This window comes from Corynebacterium sp. ACRQJ (assembly GCF_022346045.1).
GTDB classification, from domain to species: Bacteria; Actinomycetota; Actinomycetes; order Mycobacteriales; family Mycobacteriaceae; genus Corynebacterium; species Corynebacterium evansiae.
On the sequence record NZ_JAKRMT010000004.1, the window covers coordinates 1 to 25,428 of the forward strand.

The 25,428-nt window shown below is 63.8% G+C and carries 22 protein-coding genes; 14 read left to right on the plus strand and 8 right to left on the minus strand.

The genetic code is table 11. The features are described 5' to 3' along the window. Together MHX52_RS03420 and trpD are read right to left on the minus strand one after the other, a co-directional pair. Positions 1-323, minus strand: a 323-nt coding sequence (locus tag MHX52_RS03420) for a helix-turn-helix domain-containing protein (RefSeq protein WP_239316572.1), incomplete at its 3' end; no start/stop codon positions are given. A gap of 120 nt (positions 324-443) precedes the next feature. After that, a complete protein-coding gene (gene trpD / locus MHX52_RS03425) occupies positions 444-1,547 on the minus strand; it encodes an anthranilate phosphoribosyltransferase (RefSeq protein WP_239316574.1) in 1,104 nt (367 codons plus the stop codon). 417 nt (positions 1,548-1,964) lie between these two features. On the opposite strand from trpD, the gene MHX52_RS03430 reads away from it, so the two are divergent. From MHX52_RS03430 to MHX52_RS03445, 4 genes are all read left to right on the plus strand, one after another. Next, entirely contained in the window at positions 1,965-2,576 is a 612-nt protein-coding gene (locus MHX52_RS03430; RefSeq protein ID WP_034965190.1) for a heme-copper oxidase subunit III, read from the plus strand. 86 nt (positions 2,577-2,662) lie between these two features. Continuing rightward, positions 2,663-3,562: a c-type cytochrome gene (locus MHX52_RS03435; RefSeq protein WP_035005491.1), complete on the plus strand. Its 900-nt coding sequence runs from the start codon at positions 2,663-2,665 to the stop codon at positions 3,560-3,562. Next, positions 3,559-4,764 carry a ubiquinol-cytochrome c reductase iron-sulfur subunit gene (locus tag MHX52_RS03440; RefSeq protein ID WP_239316576.1) on the plus strand — a complete coding sequence of 402 codons (1,206 nt, stop codon included), beginning with the start codon at positions 3,559-3,561 and terminating at the stop codon, positions 4,762-4,764. The genes MHX52_RS03435 and MHX52_RS03440 overlap by 4 nt, the downstream gene beginning before the upstream one ends. Further along, entirely contained in the window at positions 4,761-6,395 is a 1,635-nt protein-coding gene (locus MHX52_RS03445) for a cytochrome bc complex cytochrome b subunit (protein WP_239316578.1), read from the plus strand. Before MHX52_RS03440 ends, MHX52_RS03445 begins: the two co-directional genes overlap by 4 nt. Before the next feature lie 94 nt (positions 6,396-6,489). Here MHX52_RS03445 and MHX52_RS03450 read toward each other — a convergent pair whose 3' ends face one another. Next, positions 6,490-7,128, minus strand: coding sequence for a 3'-5' exonuclease (locus tag MHX52_RS03450; protein WP_239316580.1), 639 nt, complete (start codon positions 7,126-7,128; stop codon positions 6,490-6,492). 468 nt (positions 7,129-7,596) lie between these two features. Between MHX52_RS03450 and MHX52_RS03455 the strand changes: the two genes are divergently transcribed. From MHX52_RS03455 to MHX52_RS03490, 8 genes are all read left to right on the plus strand, one after another. Next, positions 7,597-8,208, plus strand: coding sequence for a C40 family peptidase (locus MHX52_RS03455; RefSeq protein ID WP_239316582.1), 612 nt, complete (start codon positions 7,597-7,599; stop codon positions 8,206-8,208). A 223-nt stretch (positions 8,209-8,431) separates the two neighbouring features. Next, entirely contained in the window at positions 8,432-9,634 is a 1,203-nt protein-coding gene (locus tag MHX52_RS03460; RefSeq protein ID WP_239316584.1) for an NlpC/P60 family protein, read from the plus strand. Between the two features lie 41 nt (positions 9,635-9,675). After that, positions 9,676-10,878 (plus strand): glycosyltransferase family 4 protein, encoded by a 1,203-nt coding sequence (locus MHX52_RS03465; protein ID WP_239316586.1) that lies wholly within the window; start codon positions 9,676-9,678, stop codon positions 10,876-10,878. A gap of 129 nt (positions 10,879-11,007) precedes the next feature. Beyond that, positions 11,008-11,976, plus strand: a complete 969-nt coding sequence (locus MHX52_RS03470) for an ROK family protein (protein WP_034986484.1) — start codon at positions 11,008-11,010, stop codon at positions 11,974-11,976. A gap of 32 nt (positions 11,977-12,008) precedes the next feature. Next, complete coding sequence (locus tag MHX52_RS03475; protein WP_034986486.1) at positions 12,009-12,737, plus strand: 1-acyl-sn-glycerol-3-phosphate acyltransferase; 729 nt, start codon at positions 12,009-12,011, stop codon at positions 12,735-12,737. Between the two features lie 129 nt (positions 12,738-12,866). Next, positions 12,867-13,961, plus strand: a complete 1,095-nt coding sequence (locus MHX52_RS03480) for an acyltransferase family protein (protein WP_239316588.1) — start codon at positions 12,867-12,869, stop codon at positions 13,959-13,961. 30 nt (positions 13,962-13,991) lie between these two features. Beyond that, positions 13,992-14,504, plus strand: coding sequence for a polyadenylate-specific 3'-exoribonuclease AS (locus tag MHX52_RS03485; protein WP_034986490.1), 513 nt, complete (start codon positions 13,992-13,994; stop codon positions 14,502-14,504). Positions 14,505-14,609: 105 nt separating this feature from the next. Then, a complete protein-coding gene (locus MHX52_RS03490) occupies positions 14,610-15,998 on the plus strand; it encodes a class II 3-deoxy-7-phosphoheptulonate synthase (protein WP_239316589.1) in 1,389 nt (462 codons plus the stop codon). 89 nt (positions 15,999-16,087) lie between these two features. Here the strand turns inward: MHX52_RS03490 and pknB are convergent, their stop codons facing one another. After that, positions 16,088-18,391: a Stk1 family PASTA domain-containing Ser/Thr kinase gene (gene pknB, locus MHX52_RS03495; protein WP_239316591.1), complete on the minus strand. Its 2,304-nt coding sequence runs from the start codon at positions 18,389-18,391 to the stop codon at positions 16,088-16,090. 289 nt (positions 18,392-18,680) lie between these two features. Here pknB and MHX52_RS03500 point away from each other — a divergent pair, with 289 nt between their 5' ends. Continuing rightward, a complete protein-coding gene (locus tag MHX52_RS03500; protein WP_049049577.1) occupies positions 18,681-19,046 on the plus strand; it encodes an Rv2175c family DNA-binding protein in 366 nt (121 codons plus the stop codon). Here MHX52_RS03500 and MHX52_RS03505 read toward each other — a convergent pair. The 3 genes from MHX52_RS03505 to MHX52_RS03515 are packed head-to-tail and all read right to left on the minus strand — an operon-like array spanning position 18,946 to position 23,549. Continuing rightward, complete coding sequence (locus MHX52_RS03505; RefSeq protein WP_239316593.1) at positions 18,946-20,631, minus strand: alpha-(1->6)-mannopyranosyltransferase A; 1,686 nt, start codon at positions 20,629-20,631, stop codon at positions 18,946-18,948. The two genes, MHX52_RS03500 and MHX52_RS03505, sit on opposite strands and share 101 nt — an antisense overlap. Next, complete coding sequence (gene crtI, locus MHX52_RS03510; RefSeq protein ID WP_239316595.1) at positions 20,628-22,418, minus strand: phytoene desaturase family protein; 1,791 nt, start codon at positions 22,416-22,418, stop codon at positions 20,628-20,630. The genes MHX52_RS03505 and crtI overlap by 4 nt, the downstream gene beginning before the upstream one ends. After that, entirely contained in the window at positions 22,419-23,549 is a 1,131-nt protein-coding gene (locus MHX52_RS03515) for a polyprenyl synthetase family protein (RefSeq protein WP_239316597.1), read from the minus strand. A 186-nt stretch (positions 23,550-23,735) separates the two neighbouring features. On the opposite strand from MHX52_RS03515, the gene metF reads away from it, so the two are divergent. Next, the gene (gene metF / locus MHX52_RS03520) at positions 23,736-24,704 is read left to right on the plus strand and encodes a methylenetetrahydrofolate reductase [NAD(P)H] (RefSeq protein ID WP_034986504.1); all 969 of its coding nucleotides are present in this window, start codon (positions 23,736-23,738) and stop codon (positions 24,702-24,704) included. Here metF and MHX52_RS03525 read toward each other — a convergent pair. Then, a complete protein-coding gene (locus tag MHX52_RS03525; RefSeq protein ID WP_053088967.1) occupies positions 24,701-25,333 on the minus strand; it encodes an N-acetyltransferase in 633 nt (210 codons plus the stop codon). The genes metF and MHX52_RS03525 overlap by 4 nt on opposite strands. Between the last annotated feature and the right edge of the window lie 95 nt (positions 25,334-25,428).

The following is a 25,428-nucleotide window of genomic DNA, read 5'->3' on the forward strand; positions in this document are numbered from 1 at the left end:
TCGCCGCCTTTGCGCCATTTCCAGGACCAATCTTTGACGAGTTGGTCTGACGACAGGCCAAACTCACGGGCAAGATCCATCATTGTCTCGCCGGCAAGGTGACGTTGGACAACTTCCTTCTTGATGTCGAACGAGTACTGCTGCTTTGTCGGTTTCTCCACAAGACATAGCCTGCCATGCAGCTGAAATCGACGATAGAGCGTACGGACGACGTATTTGGAGACACCAAGAGCATTGGCAGCGGCAGCACAGCCCATGCCTTGCTCGAAACACTCCACCAGCTGCTCACGCTGATGCTCACTCAGCGAACTCCGTGCTCTCAATGAAAACTACTCCCCACTAGTCGGTAACTGATTTCTCAGTCCAACTAATGGGGAGCAGTTCAACTGGGAACGGAGGGGGAGTTCTTTTTCTATTTGGTGACGCCCTCAGGCGCCACCTGGCTAGAACTCTTTGCCTACGATCTTTTCCACTTGCTTGAGGGCGGCACCGGATTCCAAAGCCTCGCGGGCGATTTGCACCTGCTCGCGCAGAGTCTCCTGGAAGCCCTTCTCCTCCCAGCCTCGCACGGCCGTCAGGGCGCCAGCGGCGTTGATCAAGACAGCATCCTTGATAGCGCCGGAGATCTCGCCCTTCATCAGGCGCACGGCCACGTCCGCGTTGTACTGTGCGTCGCCGCCGACCAGGCTGCCGTCCTCGTAGAAGTCGAGGCCGACGTTGCGAGGGTTAATGACTTCCTCGCCGGTGCGGCCGTTGGCGTCCACAGTAACGACCTCGGTAGGAGTGCACACAGAGATCTCGTCCATGCCATCCATGCCTCGCACCACGAGAACGCGGCTGCCTTGGCGGGCGAACGCGCCGCCCATGATGGGCATGAACTCCTTGAAAGCGCAGCCGATCAGGCCGAACTTCGGGTACGCGGGGTTGGTCATGGGGCCCAGCAGGTTGAAGATGGTGGGGGCGCCCAGCTGGCTGCGTGCGGGGCCGGCGAAGCGCATCGCCGGGTGGTAAGTCTTTGCAAACATGAAGGCGAAGCCCGTCTCGTGCGCATCTTGGCGGATGGCCTCGGGGGAGCGCTCGATGTCCAAGCCCAGGGCCTCCAACATGTCTGCACCGCCGCACTTGGAGCTGGCGGCGCGGTTGCCGTGCTTAACCACCGGCACGCCCGCGGCGCTGACCACGAAGGAAGCCATGGTGGAAATGTTGACAGTGTGGTGGCCGTCGCCGCCCGTGCCCACGATGTCAACGCAGTTGGGGACGTCCGAGAAGTCCACCGGGGTGGCGAAGCTAGTCATCGTCTCGGCGGCGGCGGCCAGCTCGGCGGCGGTGATGCCACGCACGCGGATGCCGAAGGCAAAGGCGGCGATCTGCGCGTCGGTAGCGTTGCCCTCCATGATCTCGTTCATCGCCCAGCGAACCTGAGCCTCGCTGAGCTCCTGGCCCTTGCCGAGTCGCCCGAGCAGGCCGGGCCAGGTGAAGTAGCTCGGCGGTAGCTGCTCGGGGCTAAGGCCGCTGGTTTCTGCGGAACGTGGGGTAGTGGGGGACATGGCTGCTTCGACGCACCTCTCTGTCAGGGACCTGTGCCGCGCATCGGCACAATGAAGTAGATGGTTGCAAATGGTTGCTGTACTAACCAGTCTATTAGGTGCGGGGGAGCTCGGAAGCCTTTGGGTAGTGACGCCCCTAGGGATCGGCTCCGAGAGATTGGCCGTCGGGGGAGTTCCCGGGGATACCGGGTGGCTAACCCCATAGTGGGGTGGTTGGTGTGTCAGCCCTTGACGAAAGTGGCATGTGACCTGTCGTTATGTGACTCGTCGGATACGGGGCTGGAAAAGTTCCCACTAACCCCTAACGGGGTTGGCTTTCAGGTTTATCCAAGGTTTCACCTGCGATTTTACAGATTGCTTCCAGAAAACCGTCGAAGTGAATCGACTATCGAGCTTTAAACGGCCATACTGTTATGCGTGACGAGCGCAGTTGAAAACCCAGGTATGGCAGCACCACAACGTGTTGCGACACTGAACCGACCCAACATGGTCAGTGTCGGCACGATTGTGTTCCTGTCTCAGGAATTGATGTTTTTCGCTGGCCTGTTCGCGATGTACTTCGTGTCCAAGGCCAACTCTGGCGGCAATTGGCCGTCTGAGCCCACCGAGCTGAACGTGCCCTTCGCGGCAACGATTACGGTCATCCTGATCAGTTCTTCGTTCACTGCTCAGTGGGGCGTCTTCGCAGCGGAGAGGGGTGACGTCTTCGCGCTACGCAAGTGGTACGCACTGTCCGCGCTGCTGGGAACTATCTTCCTCATCGGCCAGGGCTACGAGTATGTCCACTTGGTGCAGCACGGAACCACCATCCCCGGATCCGTCTACGGATCGGTCTTCTTCATCACGACAGGCTTCCACGGCGCGCACGTGCTCGCCGGTGTTATCGCCTTCCTCGTGGTGCTGCTGAGGACCGCGAAGTCGAAGTTCACCCCGGCACAGGCCACCGCCGCCGTCGTTGTGTCCTACTACTGGCACTTCGTCGACGTCGTGTGGATCGGCCTGTGGATCACCATTTACTTCATTCAGTAGGCCGGCCAGGTCGGTTCTTCTCCCCCAAGAAGAGAGTCGGCCTACAGCCCATCGCAATTCCATTGACTAACAAATAAGGGAACAAGATGGATATCAACTCCACCAACGCAACCACGGAGCAAGTCTCCAGTGGTTCGAAGGGCAGTGCCGCTAAGGCACGCCGCCGCCGGAAGGTCCGCAAGGCCTTCGCCGGCGCGTTGGCTTTGCTGTTCGCGCTCACGGGCGCGGGCTTCCTCGCCAACGCATTGACCCCCGATGCACAGAACGCCGTTGCAGAGCAGAGCGCGGAGGATCTGGCAAAGCAGGGTAAGGAAATCTACGAGGTTGCTTGTATCACCTGCCACGGTGCAAACCTGCAGGGCGTGAAGGACCGCGGTCCTTCCCTGATCGGCGTCGGTGAGGGCTCTGTGTACTTCCAGGTGCACTCCGGCCGCATGCCGATGCTGCGCAACGAGGCGCAGGCAGGCCGTAAGCCTCCGCGTTACTCCGAGCAGCAGGCTCTGGCACTGGCTGCATACGTTAACGCTAACGGTGGCGGCCCGGGCATCGTCCGCGATGCTAACGGCGAGATCGCCATGGAGTCCCTGCGTGGCGCCAACAACAAGGATGGCAAGATCGACCCGGCCGACGTTGCCCGTGGTTCCGATCTGTTCCGCCTGAACTGTGCATCTTGCCACAACTTCACCGGTAAGGGTGGCGCACTGTCCAGTGGTAAGTACGCTCCGCCGCTGGCTCCGGCCAACGAGCAGGAGATCTACCAGGCCATGCTGACCGGCCCGCAGAACATGCCTAAGTTCTCCGATCGCCAGCTGACTGCTGACGAGAAGAAGGACATCATTGCCTACATCAAGTCGGCTGAGGAATCCCCGAACCCGGGTGGCTGGGGTCTGGGCGGTATCGGCCCGGTGACTGAAGGCATGGTCATGTGGTTTATCGGCATCGTGGTTCTCGTTGCCTTCGCTATGTGGATTGGATCGCGGTCATGAGTGAGAACAACAAGAAGTACAGCAACGAAGAGCTGTCGAAGATGAATAACGACGAGCTCGCCCGCCTGGGTACCGAGCTCGACGGCGTGACGGTTGCATACCGCAAGGAGCGCTTCCCGATCGCTAACGATCCCGCTGAGAAGCGTGCGAGCCGCAAGGTCACCATTCTGCTGGCCCTGTCGATCCTGTTCGGCATCGCTTTCATCGGTGTCTACCTGTTCTGGCCCTGGGAGCACAAGGGTCTGGAAGAGGACGGCCTGTGGCTGTACACGATTTACACCCCACTGCTGGGCATCACGTCCGGCCTGAGCATCACCCTGCTTGGCGCGGCCATCGTTGCCTACACTAAGAACTTCGTTCCGGAAGAGATTTCGGTTCAGACCCGTCACGACGGTCCGTCTGAGGAAGTTGATCGTCGTACCCTGGTCGCTCTGCTGAACGACTCCTGGAAGACCTCCACCCTGGGCCGCCGCCCGGTTATCGCCGGCCTGGCTGGCACCGGTGCGGTCCTGGCTGGTCTGGTTATTGCTCTGCCGCTGGGCGGCATCGTGAAGAACCCCTGGAAGGCCAAGGCAATGGGCATCCAGGGCGACGGTACCCTCTGGACCACCGGCTGGACGCTGGTGGAGCAGGGCGAGAAGGTCTACCTGGGTCGCGACACCGGCGCTATCGCCGAGGAGCACGACGGCCACTACAGCACCAAGGGCGTGTCTCGCCTGATCCGCATGCGCCCGGAGGATCTGGACGCAGCTTCCATGGAGACCGTCTTCCCGCTGACCGAGGACATGGTCAACGATGGCGACAAGTTCGACAAGGACCGCGACGTCTACGAGGAGCACATGCACTCCATTCACGGCTCGCGTAACGCAGTCATGCTGATCCGCCTGCGCCCGGAGGATGGCGACAAGGCCATCCTGCGCGAGGGCCAGGAGGACTTCCACTACGGCGACTACTTCGCCTACTCGAAGATCTGTACCCACATCGGTTGCCCTACGTCCCTGTATGAGCAGCAAACTAACCGCATCCTCTGCCCGTGCCACCAGTCCCAGTTCGACGCACTGCAGTACGGTAAGCCGATCTTCGGACCGGCAGCCCGTGCACTGCCTGAGCTGTCGATCTCGGTGGACGAAGAGGGATACATGTACGCCGACCGTAACTTCATCGAGCCTGTCGGCCCGGCATTCTGGGAGCGTCGTTCATGACCACTAAACAACAGAGCCGCGCTGCTAAAGCGGCCAACAACATCGACGAGCGGTACACTGCCTCCGGCCTGATCCGCCCGCAAATCAACAAGGTATTCCCGACTCACTGGTCCTTCATGCTCGGTGAGATCGCGCTGTACTCCTTCATCATCCTGATCCTGTCCGGTGTCTACCTGACGCTGTTCTTCGATCCGTCCATGTCGAAGGTGATCTACGACGGCGCCTACGCACCGCTCAACGGTGTGGAAATGTCCGCCGCCTACCACACCGCCCTGGACATCTCGTTCGAGGTTCGCGGTGGCCTGTTCATCCGCCAGGTCCACCACTGGGCTGCACTGCTGTTCGCAGTGTCCATCATGGTTCACATGATGCGCATCTTCTTCACTGGTGCATTCCGCAAGCCGCGTGAGGCTAACTGGGTTATCGGTTGCGTCCTGCTGCTGCTGTCCGTGGCAGAGGGCTTCATGGGTTACTCCCTGCCGGACGACCTGCTCTCCGGTGTTGGTCTGCGCATTATGTCCGCCATCATCGTTGGTCTGCCGATCATCGGTACCTGGCTGCACTGGATCATGTTCGCTGGTGACTTCCCGGGTGAGATCATCATTCCTCGCCTGTACATCGCCCACGTGCTGCTGATCCCGGGTATCCTGCTGGCCCTGATCGCCGCTCACCTGGCACTGGTTTGGTACCAGAAGCACACTCAGTTCCCCGGACCGGGTCGCACGGAGAACAACGTCGTCGGCGTTCGTATTCTGCCGGTCTTCGGTCTGAAGGCTGCTTCCTTTGGCCTGATCACCTTCGGTGTCGTCGCCCTGATGGCCGGCATCTTCCAGATCAACGCAATCTGGAACCTGGGCCCGTACAACCCGTCGCAGGTCTCCGCTGGTTCCCAGCCGGATATCTACATGCTGTGGACTGACGGTGCTGCACGTGTCATGCCAGCATGGGAGCTCTACCTCGGTAACTACACCATTCCGGCTGTGTTCTGGGTAGCTCTGCTGCTGGGCCTCCTGGTTGTGCTGCTGTTCGCTTACCCGTGGATCGAGCAGAAGATGACGGGCGATGACGCCCACCACAACCTGCTGCAGCGTCCGCGCGACGTGCCGGTTCGTACCGCACTGGGTGTCATGGCACTGGTCTTCTACGTGCTGCTGACGATCTCCGGTGGTAACGACCTGGTTGCACTGCACTTCACGATCTCGCTGAACCTGATGACCTGGGTTGGCCGTATCGGCCTGGTGCTGCTGCCGCCGCTGGCGTACTTCATCACCTACCACCTGTGCATCTCCCTGCAGCGCAACGATCGCGAGGTTCTGGAGCACGGCATCGAGACCGGCACCATTCGCCAGCTGCCTTCCGGTGGCTTCATCGAGGTTCACCAGCCGCTGGGCCCGGTCGACGAGCACGGCCACCCGATCCCGCTGGAGTACCAGGGTGCATATGTTCCGAAGACCATGAACGAGCTCGGCGCAGCCGGCCAGCCTGGTCGCGGTAGCTTCTTCAGCCCGGACTCCCCGGAGATCGCGGAGAAGGCCGAGCGTATCGAAAAGGCTAACCACGCGGAGCAGAAGGAAATGTTCGAGCGACTGAACGAGGAGAACCGTCGTCGCCACGAGGAACTCGACAAGTAGTCTCCATTCGAGCTAACTCAACTGCTCTCACATAAGGCTCGACAAAATCCCGTCCACCACCCGGTGGGCGGGATTTTTGCTGCGCAGGGAGTGCCTACTGCGCCGATAGCGCCCGGAGGACGTCGTAGGTGGCTAGGGCGTCGCTCATTGCGCGGTGTAGCGGGCGGTGGGGGACTTTGAGGTATGACGCCACGTTTCCCAGCCGGTAGCGCCCCACCGACTCTCTAGGGATGAGCGCGCGGGAAGCCTCCGCAGTGCACACCAGGCGCGGGGTGTATGGAGGGCTAAAGGGATCCGAGGCTAGGGCGACATCGCCCAGCTGGGCGCGGAGGATCTCGTGTTGGAGGAAGGAGAAGTCGAAGGAGACATTGTGCCCCACAAGGCGCGGAGCCTCCAGGCCCGGCGTATCCCGGAGGAAAGTCAGCAAGCCCGGCAGAATCTCGGCGAAGCTGGGCTTGTCGGCCAGCAGACCGTCGGAGAGGCCCGTGAGGTCTGTGATTTCCTGAGGCACGTCGCGATGCGGGTTGAGCAGGGTTGTGAACTGATCCTGGAGTTCGCCGTCGCAGATGCGCAAGGCGGCGATCTCAATGATTCGCTCATCCTGCGGCCGTAGCCCCGTGGTTTCAATGTCGATGACGATGCAGTTTTCAAGGGTCTGCTGCAGGTCTAGGCGCAGCTTGCCGCTGTGCAGACCTGATGATTCATCTGGAGAGTGAGGCTGGGTAGGGGACACGGGGAGTAAGTCTAGCGGGCGGGTAGGGCAGCGGTGGCTGAAGTGGTGCGCCGCGGGGTCGTAGGGGCGTCAATAACAGGACAGAAACACGCCAGAAACGGCGTATGTGAGGAGGATCACATAAATGTGTTCCTTAAAAGTCCCTAAACGAGATTCTTCGACAGTCGCTAGGGCCACGTTTTCCAAATTCGCAGGTCAACGAATTATAAAGCTTTGGTAACTTTCACGTTCGCCTTTAGGGTTTAGAAAATCTCAGTTTCATAACAACGGCACGTCGGCGACTGAATCGCAGGATATTTGGTGAAGAGCTGGACACGGCTTGTGTTCATTTCGTAATCTTTTCGAGACCTTAAGGGTGAGCGACAAAGAGTTCACCGCACCGCGGTAGCGCACAGGAGCTACCGGGCGAGGGGAGAAGGAAGAGTTCCGAACCCCAGACAACGGATTGAAAGGTAATTGAGGACTTATATGGGCAAGCACAGCCTGAAGAAGAACAACGCACCCCGCAACGCAGCAATGATCGCCGCTGTCGGTGTGGGTGCCGCTGTACTGAACCCCGCTGCAGCCCAGGCTGCTCCGGTTACCCACACCCCGTCCGGCGTCACCGTTGACGTTCCGGACCACCTGCTGCCGACCATCAAGCCCTACTTCAAGCAGGCAAACCTGACCACCGGTGGCAACAACGCTCCGGCGCCTGCAGCTAAGCCGGCTGCTAAGAAGAAGCCTGCTGCTTCCTCCGTCGGCCAGCGCATCGCTAGTATCGCGAAGTCCAAGGTTGGCGCTCCGTACTCCTGGGGCGCATCCGGCCCGAACGCTTTCGACTGCTCCGGCCTGACCTCCTGGGCTCACCGCCAGGTTGGCAAGAACATCCCGCGTACCTCCTCCGCACAGGCTAACGCAGGCAAGAAGGTCTCCCTGAACGCTCTGCAGCCGGGCGACGTCATCTCCTACTACGGCGGTGCTTCCCACGTTGCTATCTACATCGGCAACGGCAAGATCGTTCACGCACTGAACTCCTCCAACCCGGTGCGTATCGACAACCTGCACATGATGCCGGTTTACAACGCGGTGCGTTTCTAAATTTCTTAGTGACGCCCACCCGGCGTTTCGCCAGCTCGACAGATGTAATCGGGGCTGGTGTTACAGCTGGTGAGCATGTGATTAAGTGGGGCTGGAACCCGGTTGGGGCCAGTCCCACTTTTGCCCTTTCTTGTGGCAGAATGTCTATCGTTATCAAACGTTGATAAACGTTGCCTGGCCGTTCGGCGGCCTAGATTAGTTGAGAATTAAAGAAAGTCCAGTCGTGAACGTGTTGTCTTCCTCTTCCCGTGATCGCCTCGTCGGCACCCGCACCGTCGCTAAGGCCGCCACCGCGGCTCTGCTAACCCTCGCCGTTGGCGCCTCCCTCCCGCAGGCCGCGGCGGATCCGCAGCAGGAACAGCAGCAGGGCAACCCGCAGCAGCGTGAAGAGAAGAAGGACGACGAGAAGGCCGAGCAGAAGCGCGCCGACGAGATCCGCCGCCTGCTGGACGCGCCGATCCCGGAGGACGTGGACGGCCTGCTGGCTCACGTGGACAAGATCTCCGGCTTCGCCTCCGAGACCTCCGACGAGGTCGAGCAGCTGAAGATCGACATCGACCAGGCACAGGGGAACCTGGACAAGGCCAACAAGTCCGCCGAAGATGCGCAGAAGAAGGCCGACAAGCTCAACATCGACGTAGAGGCTTCCCGCAAGAACGTCTCCGGCGTGTCCAAGGCCATGTACCGTGGCGCAACCGTGGATCCCGTCTCCGCCTTCGTTGGCTCGCAGGGGCCGCAGGCAGCCGTTGAGCGTTCCTCCTACCTGGCATCCATCGGCGACAAGCGTGCAGAGACCGTTACCGCCCTGACCCGACAGCTCAAGGAAGCCGCCAGCGAGAAGAACAAGGCCAGCCGTTCCAAGGCCACCGCCGACTTCCAGCTGCGCACTCTGAACGACCGCAAGAAGGACCTGGAAGAGCGCAACGATCAGCTGGATGCGCTGAAGGACAAGGTCATGAAGGCCGTCGACGGCCTGAGCCCGGAGGATCGTCGCCGCTGGGTCGACCGCAATGGCCCGATCGACGTGGACGTGGAACAGTTCCTCGGCGACTTGAAGAAGAAGGCAGGCTCCGACGGTCCGGTCAACGCTACCGGCGTGGTTGCGGCCGCCATGTCCAAGCTGGGCTCCCCGTACTCCTGGGGTGCCACCGGCCCCAGCGCCTTTGACTGCTCGGGCCTCATGTTCTGGGCATACCAGCAGGAGGGCAAGTCCATTCCGCGTACCTCCTCCGCTCAAATCGCGGGCGGTCAGTCGGTCTCCATCAACGACCTCCAGCCGGGCGACATCGTCGGCTACTACCCGGGCGTGACCCACGTCGGCATGTACATTGGCGACGGCAAGATCGTCCACGCCTCCGACTACGGCATCCCCGTCCAGGTCGTTCCGGTGGACTCCATGCCGATCCAGGGCGCAGCTCGCTACTAGGGCTCCTGCCCGGGCCTGTCCGTGCGGTAGCATCCTTGCGTATGCCAAAGGAAGACCAGCCCCAAGAAAACCGGCAGAGCCACCCGCGCGTCCTCGTCGTAACTAACGACTTCCCGCCGACCCTCGGCGGGATTCAGACCTACGTGCGCGACTACCTCTCCACACTGAACCCGGAGAACGTCGTTGTCTTCGCCTCCACGCAAAACACAGAGGACGCGCGCGCCTTCGACGCGCAGCAGCCCTACCAGGTGGTGCGCTGGCCGCGCAGCGTGATGCTGCCCACCCCGGCCACCGCGCGGAAGATGCAGCAGCTGATCCGCGAGCACAACATCCACACCGTCTGGTTCGGCGCCGCCGCGCCGCTGGCGCTGATGGCGAAGGCCGCACGTGCGGCGGGCGCTCGGCGCGTGGTCGCCTCCACGCACGGCCACGAGGTCGGCTGGTCGATGTTCCCGGGCTCCCGCCAGGTGCTGCGGCGTATCGGCAACACCGTGGACTGCCTGACGTATGTTTCCCACTACGCCCGCAACCGCATGGCCGCTGCGTTCGGCCCCACTGTTGCCTGGGAACCCATGCCCGGCGGGGTGAACACCGACCTGTTCCGCCCGGATCCTGACATGCGGAACACCCTGCGCGCCCGCTACGGCCTGGAGGACAAGAAGGTCGTCGTCGCCGTTTCCCGCCTGGTTCCGCGCAAAGGCCAGGACACGCTGGTAAGGGTCATGCCCGCCATCCTGCGCGAGCACCCGGATGCGCACCTGCTGATCGTCGGACCCGGTACGTACCGCGGGAAGTTGGAGAAGCTGGCGCGTCGGCTGGGCGTCATAAAGAACACAACCTTTACCGGCGCCGTCGATGTAGAGGAGCTACCGGGCCATTTCGTGGCCGGCGACGTGTTTGCGTTGCCGGTGCGCACGCAGCTGGGTGGGTTGTCGGTGGAAGGCCTCGGCATCGTGTTCCTGGAGGCGCAGGCCGCCGGCGTGGCCACTGTCGCCGGCAATGGCGGCGGTGCACCCGAGACGGTGATCGACGGGGAGACCGGGCTGGTCGTGGACTCTCGAAACTTGGACGACGTTGCGGGGCGTATCTCTTCTTTGCTTGGTGACGCCCCCACGCGCCAGCGCCTATCGACCGCAGCGAGGGAGTACGTGACGGGGAAGTGGACCTGGGAGGTCCTCGGCCACCAGTGCCGTGCGGTGATGGCCGGAACCGGCGGCATTCCGCCGCGCCACAGCTTCGCCTGATACGCATGCGGCCCGGGGGATGGCGGCGGCAGAATTTCTATGCGCTGCCCGGCTGGCTAGAATGAGGGGGTTAATCGGTACAGAAGAGTACAGACAAGTACAGACGAAGTGGAGAGGGTGGAACGCCTAGTGACTGGGACCCTAACCGTGGGCGTGGACATCGGTGGCACGAACCTGCGCGCCGCCGTAGTGGACGCGGACGGGCAGATCCTGGACATCGAGAAGCTGCCCACTCCCTCTAACGTGTACGCGCTGGAAACCGCGCTGGTGCATGCCATCGGCTGCCTGCAACGCCGTAACGAGGGGATCGTGGCGGTGGGCCTGGCCGTGGCGGGGTTCATTAACTCCCAGCGCGATACGGTCCGCTTCGCCCCGCACCTGCCGTGGCGCAACGCGAAGGTCACCGAGCGACTGAGCGCGAAGCTGGGGCTGCCGGTGGAGCTGGAGCACGACGCAAACTCGGCCGCGCTGGGGGAGTACTACCTGGGGGCCGCGCAGAACGCGGGGACGTGGGTCCTGTTCGCACTGGGTACCGGCATCGGTGGTGCCGTGATGGTGGACGGGGAGATCTACCGCGGAGCTTTCGGCACCGCCCCGGAGTTTGGGCACCTGACCGTCATGCCCGGCGGGCGGGCGTGCCCCTGCGGCAAGCAGGGCTGCCTGGAGCGCTACTGTTCCGGCTCGGCGCTGGCGCTGACGGCGCAGGATCTGATTGCAACCGGCCGCTACCCGGATTCGGCCATCACCCGCGAGTTTGCGCAGCACCCGGAGGAGATTTCCGGCCGGGCGATCGTGCGCCTGGCTCGGGAGGGTGATCCGTTGGCTCGCGCCGCTATCGAGGACATGGGGCTGTGGCTGGGGCGCGGCCTGTCCCTGGTGCAGGACGTGCTGGACCCGGAGCTGATTGTGATCGGCGGGGGAGTCAGCTCCGACGCGGACCTGTTCCTGGACCAGGCGGAATCGATGATGAACTACAGCATCGTCGGCGCAGGCCACCGCCCGGTAGCCGAGGTGAAAACCGCACAGCTGGGTGGCGATGCCGGTATGATCGGCGTGGCGCTGCTGGCGCGCAAGCAGCTTGAGCGTGGCGCTGAATAGGGAAGCCACCAAGGGACGGTAAGTTTTAGAACATGCAGAACAAGGCGTATTGGTTTTTCAAGTACATCCTCATCGGCCCGTGGCTGCGCGTGTACAATCGCCCCTTCACCAAGGGGTTGGATAAGCTGCCGAAGGAGGGGGCGGGCATCCTGGCCTCCAACCACCTGGCGGTGATGGACTCGTTCTACCTGCCACTGGTATCCAAGCGCCAGCTGACCTTCCTGGCTAAGAAGGAATACTTCACCACCCCGGGCCTGGTCGGTGGCATCCAGAAGTTCTTTTTCAGCTCCGTCGGCCAGGTGCCGATCGACCGCGAGGATAAGGAATCCCAAAACGCCGCCATGGGCACCGCCCTGAAGGTATTGGAGCGCGGGGATCTGCTGGGAATGTACCCGGAGGGCACCCGCTCCCCGGACGGGCGCCTATACCGCGGCAAGACCGGCCTGGCCCGCATCGCCCTGGAATCCGGCCAGAAGGTCTACCCGGTGGCCATGATCAACACGAACAAGGCCAACCCGATCGGCACCTGGATCCCGCGCCCGGCCCGCTGTGGGGTGTACGTCGGCGACCCGATCGACCCGGATGATTTCCGCGATGCTGGTGACGACTACGCGCAGGCCAGGGCTCTGACCGACGCGATTATGGAGGCTCTCCACGAGCTGTCCGGCCAGGAGTACGTCAAGGACTTTTACGCCGCCGACGTGAAGAAGTCTCTCGAGGCCGGCAAGGGTTACCCGCCGGGCTCCGAGCCGCGCAGCTAGCTATTCAGTAGCTGCTAGGTAGCTACTCGGTAGCAACTCGGTGGCTAATCCGTAGGGCTTTCACCAGGCGTTTGCGCCCCCTCATTGGTTTGACTTCACGGGCGTGAACCTGATTCTGTTATAAGAATTATGGCAACTAAAGCGAGAGTCGAATGGGCTGATGCAGCCAAGGGTTTGTCCATCATTGGCGTGTGCATCATGCACGTCGTCACCGGCATCCCCGGTGGCAGGGAAACGGCTCTCGGCCAATTCTCCAGCTTCCTCGACCCGCTGCGGATGCCGCTGTTCTTCCTGGTCTCCGGGCTTTTCGCGCACCGCATCCTAGAACGCACCTTCGCCGACCTGTGGTACCGCCGACTGTGGTTCCTGTTGGTGCCCTACCTGGTCTTCAATCCGTTCCATGCGCTGACGCGCATGAGCATCGACAACAACTTCTCCTGGTTCGGCCTGGTCAAAGCTATGGTGCTGGGCAACGTGGGTCTCTGGTTCCTCTACGCCTTGATGCTCTACAACATCTTCGCCTGGACGCTGCGCAAGCAGCCACCGTGGTTGGCGATCCTGGTCTCCTGCATACCGCTGGTCGTCGGAGCCTTCCTGGGCGGCGGAGAGGACATCTTCTTCCGCCAAGTACTGACGTACGCCCCGATGTTCTTCATCGGCCTACACTGCCGCGACTTCTTCTTCCGCCTCGCCCGAGAGGCCTTCCGTCCCTGGGTGGTTATCGGCAGCGCGGTACTGTTCTTCGGCTCCGAGTTCTTGTCGCGCACGCTGTCCAAGACGATCTTTAGTGAGTGGACGCCCACGGTTGCAGCCCAGACCCTGGGCACGGGCTTCGTGAGCTCCCTAGCTGCCTTGCCGTTTGCCATTGTGGTTGCCGTCTGGATCTGCGCCATCCCAGTTGTAAACCGCCTGTTCCTGTTCGTAGGCCGCAATACCCTGCAGGTCTACGTCTTCCACCCCTTGGGCCTGTTCCTGCTGGGCGGAATTGCAGGCTCGCTGGCCGAGGCGCACCCGGAAACCCTGTCCTTCCTGGGCACCGTGGCCGGTCAGCTGTGGTGGGGCATTGGCGCCTGCGTGGTGGCCTCCGCAATCGGCTATGCGATCGGCAAGACTCCCTACCTGGGCTGGGTACTGTTCCCGCCGGCACTGCGGCGTCCACAAGAAAAGCAGCAACAATCCCGCAACAATGCGCCCGCAGGCGGCGACCGAGCCCCATCGGCCTAGCGCGGCCAAAGGGATCTAAACTGGACAATCGTGCGCTACTTCTACGACACAGAATTCATCGAAGACGGCTCCACGATCGACCTGATCTCCATCGGCGTGGTGGCGGAGGACGGCCGCGAGTTCTACGCGGTCTCCACCGAATTCAACGAACACCGGGCGGGGCAGTGGGTGAAGAAGAACGTGCTGCCACTGCTGCCGCCGCGCTCCGACAAGGCGTGGATGGATCGCGCGACGCTGCGCACTAAGCTGCACGAATTCCTGGTGCCCGAGCGTGCTGGCCGCGGGCGCACTAAGCCCAGTGACCGGCCCGAACTGTGGGCCTGGGTGGGCGCCTACGACCACGTTGCCTTGGCTCAGCTGTGGGGCGACATGACGGGCCTGCCCTCCGACCTGCCGCGCTTTACCCACGAGCTCAAGCAACTGTGGGAGATGGCCGGGCGCCCGCGGCTACCCGAGAGCCCGAGCAACGCGCACGACGCGCTGGCGGACGCCCGCTTCAACGTGGTGAAGTACCGCCTGTCCATGGAGGCCCTGCAGTCCTAATCGCTCCGTCGGGGCTTCAGCGCAAGGGCCGCAGCCGTGGCGCCCCGCGCAGCTGAAAAGGACCTAAATGGCAATGAAACAGGCCACATACAGTATGATCTGCCTATGGCTTGGACTATTGATGCACCGTTAGATGAACTCCCCGATCTGCCGCCGCTGCCCGCGGACATGGCGGAGAAATTAGAAGACGCGCTGTCCCGCGACGCGAAGCAGCAGCCCAGCTGGGATCCGGACCACGCGGGTCGCGTGCGCAAGATCCTGGAATCCGTGCCGCCGATCGTGGTGGCCCCGGAAGTTAAGAAGCTGAAGAAGCAGCTGGCCGACGTGGCCTTGGGCAAGGCCTTCCTGCTGCAGGGCGGCGACTGCGCCGAAACCTTCGAGACGAACACTGAGCCGCACCTGCGCGGCAACGTTAAGACCCTGCTGCAGATGGCGGTCGTGCTGACCTACGGCGCCTCCACCCCTGTGGTGAAGATGGGCCGCATCGCCGGCCAGTACGCGAAGCCGCGCTCCGCGGACCGCGACTCCAACGGTCTGCTGAACTACCGTGGCGACCTGGTCAACGGCGTGGAGGCCACCGAGGAAGCCCGCACCCACGACCCGTCCCGCATGGTGCGCGCCTACGCAAACTCCTCCGCGGCGATGAACCTGGTGCGTGCGCTGACCAACTCCGGCACCGCCGACCTGTACAAGCTGCACGAGTGGAACCGCGAGTTCGTGACGAACTCCCCGGCGGGTGCTCGTTACGAGGCCCTGGCCACTGAGATCGACCGCGGCCTGGAGTTCATGTCCGCTTGCGGCGTGACCTCCGAGAGCCTGCGTTCCGCGGACATCTTCGCCTCCCACGAGGCGCTGGTGCTGGATTACGAGCGCGCAATGCTGCGCCTGGCCCACGACGAAGAGGGCAACGACGCGCTGTACAACCTGTCCGCACACCAGGTGTGGATCGGCGAGCGCACCCGCGGCCTGGACGACGCGCACATCCGCTTCGCCTCCCTGATCGCTAACCCGGTGGGCGTGAAGATCGGCCCGACAACCACCCCGGAGGAGGCCGTCGGCTACGTCCGCCAGCTGGACCCGAACAACACCCCGGGCCGCCTGACGCTGATCACTCGCATGGGCTACGACAAGATCCGCACGGCCCTGCCGCCCATCGTCGAGGCAGTGGAGGCCACCGGCCACAAGGTCATCTGGCAGTGCGACCCGATGCACGGCAACACCTACACCTCCAACAACGGTTACAAGACCCGCGACTTCGACCGCATCATCGACGAGGTTCAGGGCTTCTTCGAGGTGCACCGCAAGATCGGCTCGCACCCGGGCGGCATCCACGTGGAGCTGACCGGCGAGGACGTCACCGAGGTAGTCGGCGGCGGCCAGTCCATCACGGACCTGGATCTGCCGGAGCGCTACGCCACCACCGTGGACCCGCGCCTGAACACCCAGCAGTCGCTGGAGCTGGCGTTCCTGGTTGCAGAGATGCTGCGCAACTAAAGCGCTAAGCGCCCGGGCGCCGGTATCAGCCCCGGGCGTGCCCAAGCCAGCACTCAGCTGGCGCGCACGCTCCGGCCGCGCGCGAGCTTTTAGACCGTGGTCAGCGTCACCACGGCACCGCGGTGGCTACGAGAGCTGGGGCCGGGGGATTGACCCAGAACCAAGCCGTTGGGATCCCCCTTGATCTCCACCTCGAAGCCCGCGTCTTCCAGCTTCTCCCGAGCCCTTTCCCCAGTGAGGCCCAGAACCCACGGCACGCGCTGGGATGTGGACTCGCGGATCTCCACGTCCGTGTTCTTCGATGGATCCAAGAGTTCCCCTGCGCCAGGCGATTGCTCTGCCACGTCGCCGGAATCCTCGGAAGAGTCCTCCACGGGAGCGCCATCGACCGGGTTGAGGCCGGCCTCCCGCAGAGCCTTACGGGCGTCATCAACAGAAAGACCCTTAACGTCCGGCACCTCGATCGCGTTCGAGAGCACCAGGGTAACCTCCGTGCCGGACTCGACCTCTGCGCCTTCCTTCGGGTCGGTGCGGATGGCCTGGCCGGCGGGGACGTCCTTGTTGAACTCCTCGGTTTCCTCCGCGACCTGCAGCCCGGCTTTCTCCAGGGTCTTCTTCGCGCGGTCGCGCTCCTGGCCCTTCACGCCAGGCACGGTGACGGGGCGCTTGCCCTTGCTCATGCGTACCTCGACGGTGGAGCCGGTGTTCACCTCGGTTCCGGCGGCGGGTTGAACCTCCGCGACGTGGCCTTTTGCGATTTTGTCGGAGTAAACGTCGTCGCCCTTCTTCACCTTGAGAGTGCGGTCGGTGAGCTTATTCGTGTAGTACTGCAGGCTCGAGTTGGTGCCCGGGTCCGGCACCGTCGGCTTGCCGAGGGAAAGCAGCACCGCCACCTCGGAGCCCCGCACGGCCTTCTGCCCCTTGGCGGGATCGGTGCCCATGACGGTGTTCTTCTCCGCCTGGTTGTCGTAGCGCTCGTCCAAGGTGGAGCTGAAGCCGGCTTCTTCGACGGTGGCCTGCGCGGTGGCTTGATCCATGCCGATGACAGTCGGGATCTCGCCGTAGCGGCCCGTGGTGAACCACCATCCGCCCAGGGCCATGCCAATGACCAGTGCGATGAGGAGGACGATCCAGAAGACCGTCGCCACCGGGGACTTGTTGCTGAGCTTCGGCACCTGCCGTGCTGGCCCCGGGCGGTGCGGCGCCGGGTTATGTGACGCAGGGCCATGCTGTGCATACGGCGCGTGCGGCTGGTGTTGCGTGGGCGTCGGGTTGGTGTGCGGGGCGTTGGCGTTGTGGGGGAGCAGCCCCTCGCCCGGTTCGCCCGGCCGCTCCGCGTACCCCGGCCGGCCTTCCGGCTGGAATTGCGTGACGGCAGTGTGGTGCGTCCCCGGCCGGGCGCGATCCTCCTGGGGCAGGACGACCGCGCGGGTGGACATGGATTCGTCGTCCCACGGGGTGCGCTCGCCGAAGTCGGTTCCCGCCAATGCACTGCGCACGGCGGACTCGGTGGGGGCGGGCACCTGGAAATCGGGCACGTCGAGGTCCTCGGCGGCCTGCTCCACGGCTTCCAGGAACTCGGCGCCGTCCACGAAGCGTTGCGTGGGGTCGCGGTGGCAGGCGCGCAAGACCAGCTCGTCGATCTCCGGCGGGATGTCGGGCATCAGCGTGCTGGGGGCGGGGACGGGGCGGTTGATGCGCGCCATGGCCGTCTCGATGGGCGTGCCGCCCTTGAACGGCGTGCGCCCGGTGAGTAGCTCGAACAGCAGGATGCCGGCGGAGTACACGTCGCTGGCTTGGGTCAGATTCTCGCCGCGCACCTGCTCCGGGGAGAGGTAGCCGACGGTGCCGATGACCTGCCCATTGACGGATGTGGTGGCGTTGGTGGGGTCGCCCATCGCCTTGTTGATGGCGCGCACCAGCCCGAAGTCCGCGAGCTTGACCTGGTTCCGGTCGCTGATCAGCACGTTGTCCGGCTTGATGTCGCGGTGGATCATGCCCTTGGCATGGGCGATCGATAGCGCGGTGAGCACCGGCCGCATCACGGCGATGGCGGCGTGGGGCGGCATGGGGCCGCGCTCTTTCAGCAGTTCGCGGAGCGATCCGCCTTCGACCAGCTCCATCACCAGGAAGACATAGTCGTCGTCCACACCCTGGTCGAAGACATTCACGAGCGACGGGTCGCTGAGCTTCGCCACCGCGCGGGCCTCGCGCTCGAAGCGGGTGCGGAAGGCGGGTTCGCGGGCGAGCGTCGGATCCATCACCTTGACCGCCACTTCGCGGTCCAGGCGCGTGTCGATGGCTGCATAGACTGTGGACATGCCACCGCGGGCGATCTGGGCGCCGATGCGGTAGCGCCACTCCAGCAGGTCTCCGGGGTGTAGCTCGCTCACGTCTAGTTTCAGCCTCGTTTTCTAGCGGTTGTCTAGCGGTTTTTCGGTCTAAGCGTGGGGTTACAAGAGATGTTCTTGTGTGTAGTTGTGCTCAGTGTTACGGAATTATTCTAGTGGTACTCGTGTCATTATACGTTTAGCCTGGTGCGCGCCCTACTCGTTTCCTATTGACTCTTATTGACGCCCACGCGCTACAGTGGCCACCGTGAGTAAAGAAAACAAGCACGCAGAAGATCACGGCACCTTTACACGCTCTGGCGCACGCCCTGGCCAGGAGGGGCAGGGGCGCGTGCTCGCGGAGCCAGTGAACGGCGTTCCCGCAGGTGAAGAGGTTCTGACCCTACCAGAAGTCGCGGAGCGAATGAACTTGGTCGTCACCAAGGTCATGGACATGCTGGGCAAGAAGCAGCTGCTGGCAGTCGAGATCGACCGCGTGCGGCACGTTCCCGCCCGCTTCCTGGACGAGGACGGGCAGCTGAACCGCTTCGTCCCCGGGGCGATCGCCCTGTTGAGCGACGGCGGCTACTCCGACGCGGAGATTCTGGATTACCTCTTTACTGAGGACGACTCTCTGCCGGGGCGCCCGGTGGACGCTCTGCACGGCCACCTTGCCCGCGAGGTGATGCGTCGGGCGCAAGCGATGGCAATTCTATAGCCCACTGTGTCTGCTGCTGGTCCTGCTTAGCCTGCGGCTGACTCTGCTTAGCCTGCGGCTGGCGACGGGGTGGGAATTCCAGACAGGCCTGTACCACCCAGGCGAAAATCGCCGCGAAGGCGAGCACCCACCACAGTGCGTACAAGCGGTTGTTGCCGCCGCCGTCGAACATGAAGGTCACCCACATGCAGAACACGCTGGTGAGGTAGATGACCATGCGCGATTGGCTGGCCAGCACCACCAGCGCCAGGGGCGCGGTGTAGTACCACGGCAGCGTCACCGTGTTGAGCACGCAGGTGATCGCATAGGCGACGGCCATGCCGGTAAACGCTGTGCGCTCGTCGTGGCGGAACAGCCACCAGGTGGCGACCAGGCCGAGGAGCATCAGGGCGCTACTGACCGGGCGGATCGCATCCACCAACACGTTGAAAGTCAGGTCGTCGTTGATGCGCGACAGTACTGGCTCCAATGAGGAGGCGATAAAGGACGGCAGAGCCAGGGGGTTGATGACCTTGGAGTTGCCGGTGACCTCCGTGACCCAGCCCCACGTCTGGTTGGTCAGGATGGTCACGAGCGCCAGCATGCCAACGCATGCCAGCACGCTGACCAGCCCCGCCCACACCAGCGTGCCGAAGCGGCGCCACGTATCTGCAAGGCGCAGCCAGCGGGCCTTACCCGCGGAGTAGGGCAGTGCCCCTGCCACCCGGGCGACCAGAATCCACACGACGAACGGCAGGGCGATAAACGCCGTGGCCTTCAGGGCAGTCGCCACACCGATCAGCGCCGATGCGGCCAGGGCACCACGAACCGGCTGCAGCTTCACCGCGCACAGGCAGCCGAGAAGCACCAAAGCCATCATCATGTTCTCGGTGTGCATGCCACCGATCAGGTGCAGCACGCTCAGCGGGTTAAACACACCCAGCCAGACGGCCACGTCCGGCCGGATGCCCAGATGCGTAGCGAGCTTCGCTACTGCCCAGGCCATCACCAGCACGGACGCGATGGAGAGCAACTTGAAGGCGAAAATGCCGGCGGTGATGTTATCGCCGGTGACGGAAGTGATGGCCTGGCCCACTCCCATGTGCAGCGGGCCGTAGGGCGTGGTGGTGTTGCGCCAGTCGGCGCTGACCTCGAACAGCAGGGGGCCGGGGTTGGCCGCCGCGCCGACCTCGTAGGCGTTGAAGCCATCGCGGGCCAGCGTGCCCTGCATGAGGTAGGAGTAAATGTCCCGCGACATTAGTGGCCCGGCCAGCACCAATGGGCCGATCCAGGCGGCGATGGCAGAGCGGCGCAGCGGCTCACCACGCACGAGGATGTGCCGCCCGACGATGATCCAACTGAGCACCATCGCCGCCAAGGCGAACCACATCACGACCGTCACCATGCCTGCGGCATGGCCGAAGGTAAAGGAGCTCAGGCCGATGACCTGCATGATGCCACCGCGCGAGCGCACGGCACCGACGCTGTGGGAGGTGATCGTCAAAACGATGCTGCCGATAAGCCCCATCCAGACGGCGCGGCTGTAGCCCACCGACTGCAGCCAGGAACGAGCCTTGTCCGCAAAGCCCTCCGCGGCCGCCGTCACAGCACACCACCGCCGGTGATGCGGCGGGCAGCCAGCGCGCCGGAGAGGATGACAGTAGGCACACCCACGCCTGGCGTGGTCGAGGAACCGGCGAGTACCAAGTTATCCACGCCGAACGCGCGGGCATTACGAGGCCGGAAAGGGCCGGTCTGCGTAAAGGAATGCGCCAACGCGAACGGACTGCCCGCGCCGAAACCGTGGTCGTCCTGCCACGAGGCCGGGGTATCCACCCGGGCGGCGCGGAAGTGCTCGGCAATGCCCGTGTAGCCGCGGGCCTCCAACACCCCCAGGAGCTCCTGGACGTAAGGATCCGTGACGTTCTCCCAGTCGATATCCGCCGAACGCAGGTTCGGCGCCGGGGCGAGGATGCTCAGCGGTTCGTAGGCGCCCGTGCCAGTGCCCGTACTCACGCCCGCGCGGGGAGACGTGGCGTCACCCTCAACAACACCGCCGAAGGTACGGCCGGCAACGGTGCGCGCCGGGCGAGTAAGCAGCAACGACGGGTCGCTCATTAGCTTGCCGCGACCGTGCGGGGCGGTGATCTCGCGGAAGGTTTCGTCCCATGCCTCGCCGAAGCTGATGGTGTGGTGGCGCTGCGACTCCCACCGGCCGGAGACTTCCGTCGGAATGCTGCCGTGAATCACCACGGCAGAAGGGGACCAGCGTAGCGGGGCGACCTTGCGCCACATGCGGCGGGCGAAGGAGCGGGAGATCAGCGCGCTTTCCCGGCCGGAACGGGTGAGCAGCTCGCCCACCACCGGCAGATCCGGGGTGGCCACAACTGCGTCGCAGCCGATGTATTCGCCGGAGCGGGTGCGCACGCCCGTGATGAGGTCTTCCGAGAAGTCCACGTGCTCGACTGCGTCCGAGGTGATGATGCGCCCGCCGGCGGCCCGCAGCGCCGCGGCCATGACCTCCGGCACTTCGCTCATGGAAAAGCCTGGGTAGAACACGCCCATGGAGGTATCCATGTGTGAAATGACGGTGTAGACCGCACGCGCATTCTTCGGCGCCACGCCCGCGTACAGCGCCTGGAAGGTAAACAACCGCTGTAGCTCTGCGTCGGGGATGTGCCGTGCCGCGGCCTTGCCGAGGCTACCGAAGGCGCCGAGGGAGCCGAGGTGGCTAAGGTCGGACGCCGCAGCGGGCGTGGACAGCAGATCCAGCGCACCGTCGAAGTCGGCGGCTAGGAAGTTCTCGAAGCTGGCGCTGAAGACATTCTGCGACCATTCGCGGTGAGCCAGATAACCGGCGGCCAGCTCGTCTGTGGCGGTGCGATCCAGACCCTTGGAATCCGCGAAGCGGCGGATCTCCGCCACCATCGCATCGCGGTCGGCGAAGACTTCGGCGTGGCGGCCGCTGGCGAACTGCGCGTGATAGGCCGGGGCCAGGCGCTGGGGTGCCCACGGGCGCTCCAGGCCCAGCTGCTCGGCGGCGGTCTCGGAACGCAAGTCGATGCCCACGGAGGCCACGGCGGATTCGATGAGGCCGGGCATCGTCAGCACGGTGGCACCGGTGTCGGCCACGAAGTCCCCGTGTGCGCTGGTCAGCTGCTCGCTACGGCAGCGGCCGCCCACGGCGTTGGCGGCCTCGATGACGGTGACCTCGCGCCCCGCGGAACGCAACCGCAGGGCAGCGGAGAGCCCTGCCAGCCCGGCGCCGATCACGACCACGCGCTCGCCGTTGCCGGGCAGGCGCTTGCGCATCGTGGGGCGCGTCATGGGAACCAAGGGGCTGGGCAGGCTCAGGTGACGGCGACCGTCGGCAGAGCGGGTGGATAGCTTCATTTAAAACCTCCGGTGCGTTAGTTCTTCCGCCAGCTGGGTCAGCTCCGCAGTGATGTCGGCACCCAAACCACCCGCGCGCAGGGACTCGATGGCCCGCTGCGTGCGCGCCTCGATCAGCTTTTCCACTTCGGCCTGCGCGCCGGTGTCGTAGATGATGTCGCGGAGGCGTTCGATGTCCGCCTCCGCGGACTTCTCGCCCTTGCCGAGCCCCTCGCGGAGGGCCGCGACCTGGGATTCGTCGCCCCGCTGCAATGCCTCGTTGATAAGGGTGGTGCGCTTGCCGGTGCGCAGATCGTCGCCGGAGGGCTTGCCGGTGACCTCCGGGTCGCCGAAAACTCCCAGCTGATCGTCGCGCAGCTGGAAGGCCTCACCGATGTCCTGGCCCACATTTCGGAGCATGGTCTGAGTCTGTTCGTTGGCGCCCGCCAGTGCGGCGCCGATGTGCAGCGGGCGGGCGACGGTGTAGGAGGCCGTCTTGTACTTGATCACGGCAAAGGAATCCGCAACGTTTTCGCTGCCGTTGGCTTCCAGGGCAATGTCCAGAATCTGGCCCCCGATCACCTCGGTGCGCATTGCCCGCCAGGCCGGGCGTGCCCGCTGCAGCGCGGTGGTGCTCAGCCCCGAGCCGTTGTACAGGTCGTCCGCCCAGGCAAAGGCGAGGTCGCCGATGAGAATTGCCTGGCTGATCCCGTAGTGCTCGGAGGAACCCAGCCAGCCGCGTTCGCGGTGTTTCGATTCGAAGGTGCGGTGGGCGGTGGGGAAGCCGCGCCGGGTATCGGAGCGGTCGATGATGTCGTCGTGGATGAGGGCGCAGGCCTGGATGAACTCGAAGGCGGACAGCGCATTCAAGATGGCGCCCTGGTCGATACCCGCAGCCGGCGATGTACCGCCACCGCCTTCGAGCGCCGCGCGGATGCCTGCCCAGGCGAAAGTCGGGCGGACGCGCTTGCCGCCGTTGACGATGAAGTCGCGCAGCACCGTGATGGCGCCGCCGACGAGGGGACCGATGTGGGAGAACTCCTCCTGGGAGCGGTTCAGGTACTCCTTTAGTTGGGCATCGACGGCGGACGGAACTGCGGACAGTGGGGAATCGAGGCGCCAGGGGTGCGCGGCCAGCTCATCGGTACTCATGGCTCTCTATTCTAAGGGCTCGCGCGACAAGTGCGAACAACGGTAGTGCTGGGGTGACGCCACCGTGGCGGGCGGGCGAAACGGGTGAGCGAACGGACAGGCCGCGGGGGTGATCGCGCGCAGGGAAAATGCCAAATGTAGGCCAAAGTCTTGAAATGGACAGCTCTGTCTATATGATCTTTAGGTATGGCTAGTATCCGCAGGCAGGTTGCCGTATCCCAGTCCCTTTCGCTCTACACTCCCGGGCGCGTTCCGTTCTCCGTGGAGTTCATGCCGCCGCGCGACGACGCGGCCGAAGAGCGCCTGTGGAACGCGGCCGAGGCATTCCACGACCTCGGTGTGAGCTTCGCCTCGGTAACTTATGGCGCCGGCGGCAGTACCCGCGAGCGCACCCTGCGTGTCGCCGAGCGCCTGGGCACGAAGCCGCTGACAACCCTGGTGCACATGACGCTGGTGCAGCACACCAAGGAAGAGCTGCAAGACATGCTGCGCACCTATGCCTCGCTGGGGCTCACGAACTTGCTGGCGCTGCGCGGCGACCCGCCGGGCGATCCGAACGCCGAATGGGTGCCCACCCCCGGTGGTTTGAACTATGCGGTGGAACTGATCGACATGATCCGCGAGATGCCCGAATGCGCCGACTTCGACATTGGCATCGCCAGCTTCCCCGAAGGCCACTACCGCACGGGTTCTTTGGAACAGGACACGGAGTACACCCTGGCCAAGCTCCGCGCCGGGGCGCAGTACTCGATTACGCAGATGTTCTTCGATGTGGACCACTATCTGCGCTTGCGCGATCGTCTGGCGAAGGCGGATCCGGAGCATGGGCAGAAGCCGATCATTCCGGGGCTGATGCCGATCACATCCCTGCGGAGTGTGCGCCGCCAGATGGAGCTGGCGGGTGCTGCTCTGCCACCGAAGCTGGAGAAGCGCCTGCTGGATGCTGCAGCCGGCGACGAGGTCGCAAACCGCGACGCCATCCGCGAGGTCGGCATCGAGGTGACCACTGAGATGGCCGAGCGCCTCATTGCCGAGGGAGTTCCGGACCTGCACTTCATGACGATGAATAACGTGCGCGCCACCCAGGAGGTCCTGCACAACCTGGGCATGGCTCCGGCGTGGGGGCCGGGGCTGGGGCACGACATGGTGCGTTAGCTGCGTGTGCGCTGCAAGATCCCGAACGGCCGGGGGTCCGCCGGGAACTTAAAGTTCCGCAGCACATCGGTGAACCCGGCCTTGCGATAAAGCTGCCAGGCTGCGTTGGCCTCGCCTTCCACCTCGGGTGTGGAGAGCATCACCGTGTTCTGTGGCGTTCGCTCTAGCAGGTCGTTCAGGATTGTGGTGCCGACGCCCTCACCCTGTGCCGGTGGGAGTACATGTATTTCGGAGAGTTCGGCGTAGGCATGCAGTATTCGGGTCGCCTCCGTGCGGGAATGTCCGTTAAGTACAAGGCCGCGGGCGACTTGGCGATACCACCAGGTGTTTGGGGAGCCGCGGAAGGTAAAGCCGATGCCCACGCAGCGCTGGCGGGCGTTACCCGGATCCGGCTGTTCCTCCGCGCGGTGGAGGAGGGCCATGCTGCAGGTGAAGTCCGGCTGGGATCCATTATAGAACCACAGCGACTTGCGCTGGGTGTGCGTCTCGTTTGGATAGTTCATGGCCGCCAGGTGAATATCGATGAGCTCGTCGAGCCGGGTGATGAAGTGGCGATTGGTGGCGGGAACCACGGACACGCGCATGGGGGAATCGGCGGCGGAGGGTGTGCGGGGCGTGTCCTGGGGCATGGCTTCAATAGTGCCACTGCCGGGGGAGGCGTTGGAGGAAGATTGGCGCGAAAGATGCCAGTTAGAACAGGTGTTCTATTTTGAGTTGTGTTCTC